At 66.1% G+C, this 6,179-nt stretch carries 4 protein-coding genes; 1 reads left to right on the top strand and 3 read right to left on the bottom strand.

What is annotated here, in order from left to right; translation table 11 throughout:
* Positions 1–378: 378 nt before the first annotated feature.
* Together VD972_RS15340 and VD972_RS15335 are read right to left on the bottom strand one after the other, a co-directional pair.
* Positions 379–672, bottom strand: a complete 294-nt coding sequence (locus VD972_RS15340) for a hypothetical protein (protein WP_324987414.1) — start codon at positions 670–672, stop codon at positions 379–381.
* A gap of 312 nt (positions 673–984) precedes the next feature.
* Positions 985–2,625 (bottom strand): serine/threonine protein kinase, encoded by a 1,641-nt coding sequence (locus VD972_RS15335; RefSeq protein WP_324987411.1) that lies wholly within the window; start codon positions 2,623–2,625, stop codon positions 985–987.
* Positions 2,626–2,686: 61 nt separating this feature from the next.
* Here VD972_RS15335 and VD972_RS15330 point away from each other — a divergent pair, with 61 nt between their 5' ends.
* Positions 2,687–3,445, top strand: coding sequence for a hypothetical protein (locus VD972_RS15330; protein WP_324987409.1), 759 nt, complete (start codon positions 2,687–2,689; stop codon positions 3,443–3,445).
* A 63-nt stretch (positions 3,446–3,508) separates the two neighbouring features.
* Here the strand turns inward: VD972_RS15330 and VD972_RS15325 are convergent, their stop codons facing one another.
* Positions 3,509–6,052, bottom strand: coding sequence for a hypothetical protein (locus tag VD972_RS15325; protein ID WP_324987407.1), 2,544 nt, complete (start codon positions 6,050–6,052; stop codon positions 3,509–3,511).
* Between the last annotated feature and the right edge of the window lie 127 nt (positions 6,053–6,179).

Below are 6,179 nucleotides of genomic sequence, written 5' to 3'. Positions count from 1 at the left end.
CGGGGTGGCCTCGAATCGATTCAGCGCAGGTGGGCTCCGCCCAAAGTGGGACAGCACTGGTGGGCTGTGAGATGCGTCGGCGTCGCTGCCGTGGCGGATTCAACTGGGCAAGGCGCTCGTCGCTGAAGTTATAGGGCGGGTTGGACGAGTCATAGCGCAGGAGTTCCGGCCTGGTCCTTATCGTGTCACGGGGCCAGGGAGAGGGAGGGCGGCTCGGAAACCGCCCTCCGTGAAGCTCACTTCGCGCAAGAGGCGTTGTTGGCCATGTTCGGCTCGTTCACGAGCTGAAGCTTCCCCGGCGGCGGAAAGACCTTCATCTCCGACGCGCCATGTGTTGGTTCCGCCTGCTTGTCCAACTCCAACGCTTCATCAGTCAACCTACATGACGAGGCCAGGCAGGGTGCCGTTGAGCGGGATCGCAGTCGTCACCACGAAGGTGCAGGTGAAGGCGTCCGGGCCGACGATCGGGCAGGGCGGGGTGCAGGTCCAACCCTGCGGCGGGCTGAAGCGGCCAATGGAAACGCCCTGCGGCACCAGGCCGACGACTTCGATCCTCGAACCCGTGGGGATCGGCTGACCGGGGTGGGTCACCTGGATCAGGTACTTGTCGCCGTCCTTCTGCTTGCGCACGTGGGGTGTGCGGTGAGAATCGTAGAAATAGCCCGCGAGCACCAGCAGGTGCTTCCCTTCATGCCGCTGACGCGGTTGGACTCCAGCAAGGAGATCAGGATGTCGGCACGCAAGCGAGGAGACTCGCCCTGAGCCAACGGACGGTCGAGCCCTCGCAGGAGCGCGTCCACATCCGCTCTCAGGACGCCGGGCGAGATCACTTGCGTCACCAACTCCTGGAGGGAGCAGCTGTCCTGCACGGAACCACTTGTCCCCGAGGGTGAGTCGGAGGTAGGGCGAGCAGGGCGGGTGCGTTCCATCGTGATCACCAGTCTACACGCATTGATCACGTCCACAGAGCCGACGAAACGGGCCTCAGCGGAGGGTGCCCCGGACGAGGTCCAGCACGAACGAGGTGCCCGGCGCCTGGCCGATGCCCACCTCGAGCCGCACCTCGCGCTGCGTTCGCGGGAAGGCAAACTGGAGCGTCCGGCTGCGGAAGGTGCCCTTGGAGGTGTTCTCGAAGGAGACCTCGGGCGCGAGCGGCTGGCCCGAGGCATCCTTCAGGCGCAGCACCGCCTTGTGGCACCCGCTCCCAGCAGCGCCCCGGTTCTTCAGGGTGAGCTCCACGGACAGGCGAGAGCGCGGCGCCTCGAGGGTGCCTCCTCCCTCGGCCTGGAGCTCCACCTGCACCACCTCGGCCGTGCTGGGCTGAGGTCCACAGGTGGCCGAGTCCCCCAGGGAGACTTCGCGGCCGATCAGCACCCGGACATCCCTCGGCAGGAGGAAGGGGCGATTCTGCTGCGACGGGCGCAGGGTGATGACCTCCGCCACCTCCTCGGGCTTCACGGGGCGCGGCCGGCTCGTGGGCTTCGTGGGCCGCACAGGCGGAGTGGGAGTCACAGGCGACTGGGGGGGCTCCTCGACTCTGGGAGGCGGTGGAGGCGGGAGCACAACCCTCGCAGGCTGCGGAAGCGGGGGAAGCGCCGGAGGCTGAGGAGGAATCGTCGGAGGAGCCATCATCAAATACAGGGCCGTGCCCAGTCCGCCCATGAGCCCCAGCGCCGCCATGGCACCCAGGACGACGAAACGCGCGCGCGATGGACGCTTGCGTGTGGCCTCGGGTGACGGACGCTTCTGCTCAAGCGCGTCGAGCGCCTCCAGTGCAGCCTGGGCGGACGGAAAGCGCCGACTCCGATCTCGATCGGTGAGACGAGCCAGGAAGGCTTTCATGCCCGCGGAGGCATGGACCGCCTCCTCGAAGGCGATCTCCATCCCCGGGCGGAGCAGCTCGTCGGGGGACTTGCGCGACAGCAGGTGGATGAGCGTGGCTCCCAGCGCATACAGGTCGCTGGTCTCGTCGACCGTGCCCCCGAGCTGCTCGGGCGGCATGTAGCCGAACGTGCCCACCAGGGTGGAGCCGTGCGTGGTGCCCCGGACGAGATCGCGCGCCGAGCCGAAGTCGACCAGGGCGATCTCGCCATCGGGCCGCCGCATGATGTTGGCCGGCTTCAAATCACGGTGGATGACCTGGGGCGAGAGCCCATGCAGGTAGACGAGAACCTGGAGCACCTGACGGGCGATGCGACGCACCTCCGGCTCCGCGAACCGGTGCTCCTCCAGCTCCTCGAGCAGCGAGCGGCCCTCGACGAACTCCTGGGCCAGGTAGAGGCGGGTGTGCACGCCGCTGCCCTCGCGGAAGCTCGCCAGCAGCCGGGGGATGCACGGGTGCTTCAGCTGACGGAGGAACCCCACCTCGCGCTCGAAGCCCTCGAGCCGCGCTGCATCCGGGACGAGGGCGAACAGCAGCTCCTTGAGTGCCACCTGCCCCCCCTTCCCCTCAGCAAGGAACAGGCGGGAGTGAGGCCCTTGCGCCAGCTGTCGAAGCACCCGGAAGCCCCCTGGGGCGACCGGCACACCGCAGGCATCGCACCGGGGCCCCTGGACCGGACGGGTACAGACGGCGCAGGCGTGTCCCTCCTGCTCGGGTGTGCTCGATCGGGTGCGCTCTCTCATTCCGGTTCAGCCTATCCTGTTCCCGAGCGCGGCCCCAGGAGGCACGCCAGGAGGAGAGGCCATGGGAAGGTTCGGGTGGATCGGGATCATGCTCTTCGCGGTGCACGGGACAGCGTGGGCAGCCGACTGCGAGTGGAAGGCCCCCCAGAAGCCTCCGATCTTCACCCTGGAGCGGTGGGGCGGCGCCAGGTTCTCCTTCACCGCCGACCCGAGGTGGTTCCAGTGCGCGAAGAAGGCGGGCGGTACGCTGTCGCTGCAGTTCACCGTGAGCGGTGAGAACGAGCAGCGCTCCCTGCCCCCTCGCTCCATGACGAGCTACAGCGACGCTGCGGGGCTGTCGTTCAAGGAGATCTGCGAGCAGGGTCCAGGGGACAAGACGGTGCAGGCCACGCTGGTGGGCAAGGGGCAGCTGGCGCGGCTCGACTTCACCTCCCAGCAAGCGCACTACTACTGCTCGCGCTGTGACGAGGGCCGCAGGCTCGAGACCTTCGTGCTCTTCACCGACCCCCAGCTCACGCCGACAGGCATGTACACCTTCCAGGCCAAGGTGGACGAGGCCTGGCACAAGTGTGCACGCGAGGGCTCGACGCTGGAGCTCTGGCTGTACGCGGCCCCTACCCGCCTGGAGGCCCAGGAGATGAAGGAGCCGACGCACAAGGTGGCGGGTCTGGAGAGCTCACCGACGATCAAGAAGTCCTTCGCGCGCGCTCCCATCTGCCAGGACGGGGTGCAGTGGCTCGGCTACGAGCTGCGCGGTACTGGCGAGCTGCAGCTGCTGTACGAGGGGCGCGCGGTGGGCGAGGCACGCTGCCCCCACTGAGTTTCGGCTCGGCATGAGATCGCAGTCACTGCTGTCGACCTGCCTCGCGAGGCCAGGGCATCCTCAGTCCGCCCGCTCCACCGCCTCGACCTGGAGTTGCCGGCCATTCCGGACGACTCCCTTGATCACGTACGTCTGCTCCGGCGTCCCCGAGCTGTAGCTCTTCGCTTGCTGCACGGCCCGCTCGGCTTTTGACCCCCTCGTCACATATGCACGCATCGGCAGCCCGCCGCTGTCGATGCCCTCGGGACCGAAGACGGTGAAGGCCTGCCACTCCTCCTTCTTGAGATCCGGCAGCTGGTACTGATTGTCGCGATCGCGGATTACGACCGTCAGCTCCACGCGCTTGCCCTCATACTTCTCCCACGCGCCGCTGCTCTTCGCGACGTCCCAGCTCACCTCCTCGTAGCTCTGGGACTCCTCCTTCTTCTCCACTGCCTCGAACTTCACCCCCAGATCCGACGCCCTCGCCCCGGCGGTCACCTTCGGGTTCTTCGGGAAGAGCCGAATCGCGTCCTTCCACTCATAGGCAGGCGCGAGCCCACTTCCCGCCTTCCCTCCTGTCGCAATCACCGGCTGCCCGATCAGCTCCCGGAATTGATTCCAGTCATCCATCGTGACCTTCCCGGGCACGAAGGCGGTGCGGTTCAGGTACGTGTCGAACCAGGTCTTGTTCACGGGGATCCCGGAGCTCGCCTTCTGATTCCCCTCGGCCTTCTTCCAGCCGAAGTCCTCCAGCTGCGCCCAGGTCTTGTCATCCACGGTCACCCAGCCATCCGGCTTCTGCACGTTGGACCAGAGGTTGTGTGAGAAGACGTTCCTCGTGAGCTCCACGTCCTTCGCGTCGGCGTTCAGGCGAATGGCGTCGTTGTCGGCGAACTCGAAGATGTTGTTGTCCACGATGGCGCGCACGCGGGTGCCGAGGATGAGCAGGTTCCCATTGCTCCCCAGCCCCTTTCCGAACCGGATGTCCCACGCGAAGGCCGCGGTGTTGTTCCGGAACACGAACGGGGCGCTCCCAAATCCGGGCTCCACGTTCACGGTCTTCACCATGTGGTTGATGAAGATGTTGTTCTCGACGGTCTGGCCAGAAGCGACGCGCAGCGCGCCTTCGGCTCCATTCACGAAGACGTTGTTCCGGATCACGCAGCCCGGCCGCGCGAGCCAGATGTGCTCGGTCTTGTCGGACCTCGAATAATCCAGGTCTCCTTCCGCGGTGTATTTGTTATTGAATTTCTTGTCGAAGACGAAGCCATCGACCACGGCTCCAGAGTGATCCTCGGCACCTTCGATCGTGTACCCGCCCCGGCTTCCCTTGTAGTCCGCGGCGGTCATCAAGCGCGTCGGGTGCTTCCACGGGTTCCTCGACTTGAACTCCTTGTCGTACCCTCCGAGCAGCGTGATGGTCGTCGTGTCGATCCGCCACCGCCCCACGCGCAGCTTCCCCACGTACTCACCCTCGGCGACGTGGACGGTATCTCCCGCCTCGACCTTCTCGAGCGCCTGGTACGGATCCTTGAACGGCTTCTCCCGGCTTCCATCCCCTCCCGACGCGCCTTCGCGGATGAACCAGTCTCGGCCGGCCACGCGCTTCGCGGCGGCGCCACTCCCCGCATCGCCGCTGTACGGCTCGATGCTCTCGATGAAGAACCCGGCCTTCGGGAGGTTGTTCACCGCGTGCGCCGTTCCCTTCACCAGGAACAGCCGATCGGGAACTCCGCTCCCGCTGTAGTACCCGGTGTTCTCATTCACGGCCCGCTGGACGCTGCTCCCCTTCTTCACGTACCCGGTGACGCGCTCGCCCTTCCCCTCCTTGTCGAACAGCACGATCCCGACGTGATCCTTCGCAGCGTACTGCGACGGAATGCCGGTGATGTTCGCAACCGAGCCGAGGGCGATCACCATCTGCAGCGACTGCCCATCCACCGACGCGGGACTCCGGCTCCACTCCAACGGCTCCACAGCCCGGTAGCTCTGGGTGCTCGCCGCGGCGACGTCACCTCCGGACAGCTGCACCTCGAGCTTCTGCCTTCGTGCTCCGGCCTTGATCGCGGCCTTCGGCGCCATCAGCTTCAGCGCGGCTCCGAGCTCCCACGGAGGGGCGGCTCCCGTCGCTGCGCTTCCACCCTTCCCCACGAGCGGCAGCCCGAGCGACTGGCGCAGCTTGTTCCAGTCCCCCATCTCGACCTTGCCCTCTTGCGCGGAGGTTCTTTGGGAGAACTTGTCCATCCACGCGCGGTCGAGCTCGAACTTCGGGTCCTTCACCTCATTTCCCTCGTACGCCTTGAACCCGACCTCCTCGAACACATCCATGTTCGTGTCATCAATGGCCGTGTCCCTCCCATCCACGCCGAACTTCAGGTTCGAGTAGAGGTTCATGAAGAACACGTTGTGGGTGACGGAGCTCTTCTCCGCCTTGTACGTCTGGTAGATCCCGTTGTTGTCACTGTGCGCGAGGATGTTCCCGGTGACGTTCGCGGACCCCTGCAGCGACACCGCGGACCCGCTGTAGCCACCGGCTCCCGGCTTCCGGATGTCACACGAGAACAAGATCGTGTTGTTCTTCACCGTGGCGATCGCCTTCGCGTCCGTGGAGGTGAAGTTCACCGCCACCCCCAGCCCACGGCATTCAGGATCAGGTTGTTCTCGATCACCGAGCCGGCCACCGTGACGATCCCGCTGGCGCCGGGATTGAGGATCACCGAGTTCCGCACGGTCACGGGGTGGGTGAACC

It is taken from the genome of Hyalangium sp. (assembly GCF_035629615.1).
Classification (GTDB): Bacteria; Myxococcota; Myxococcia; order Myxococcales; family Myxococcaceae; genus Hyalangium.
Note: the sequence above shows the minus strand (reverse complement) of the source record. Positions and strands in the feature narration are given on the sequence as shown.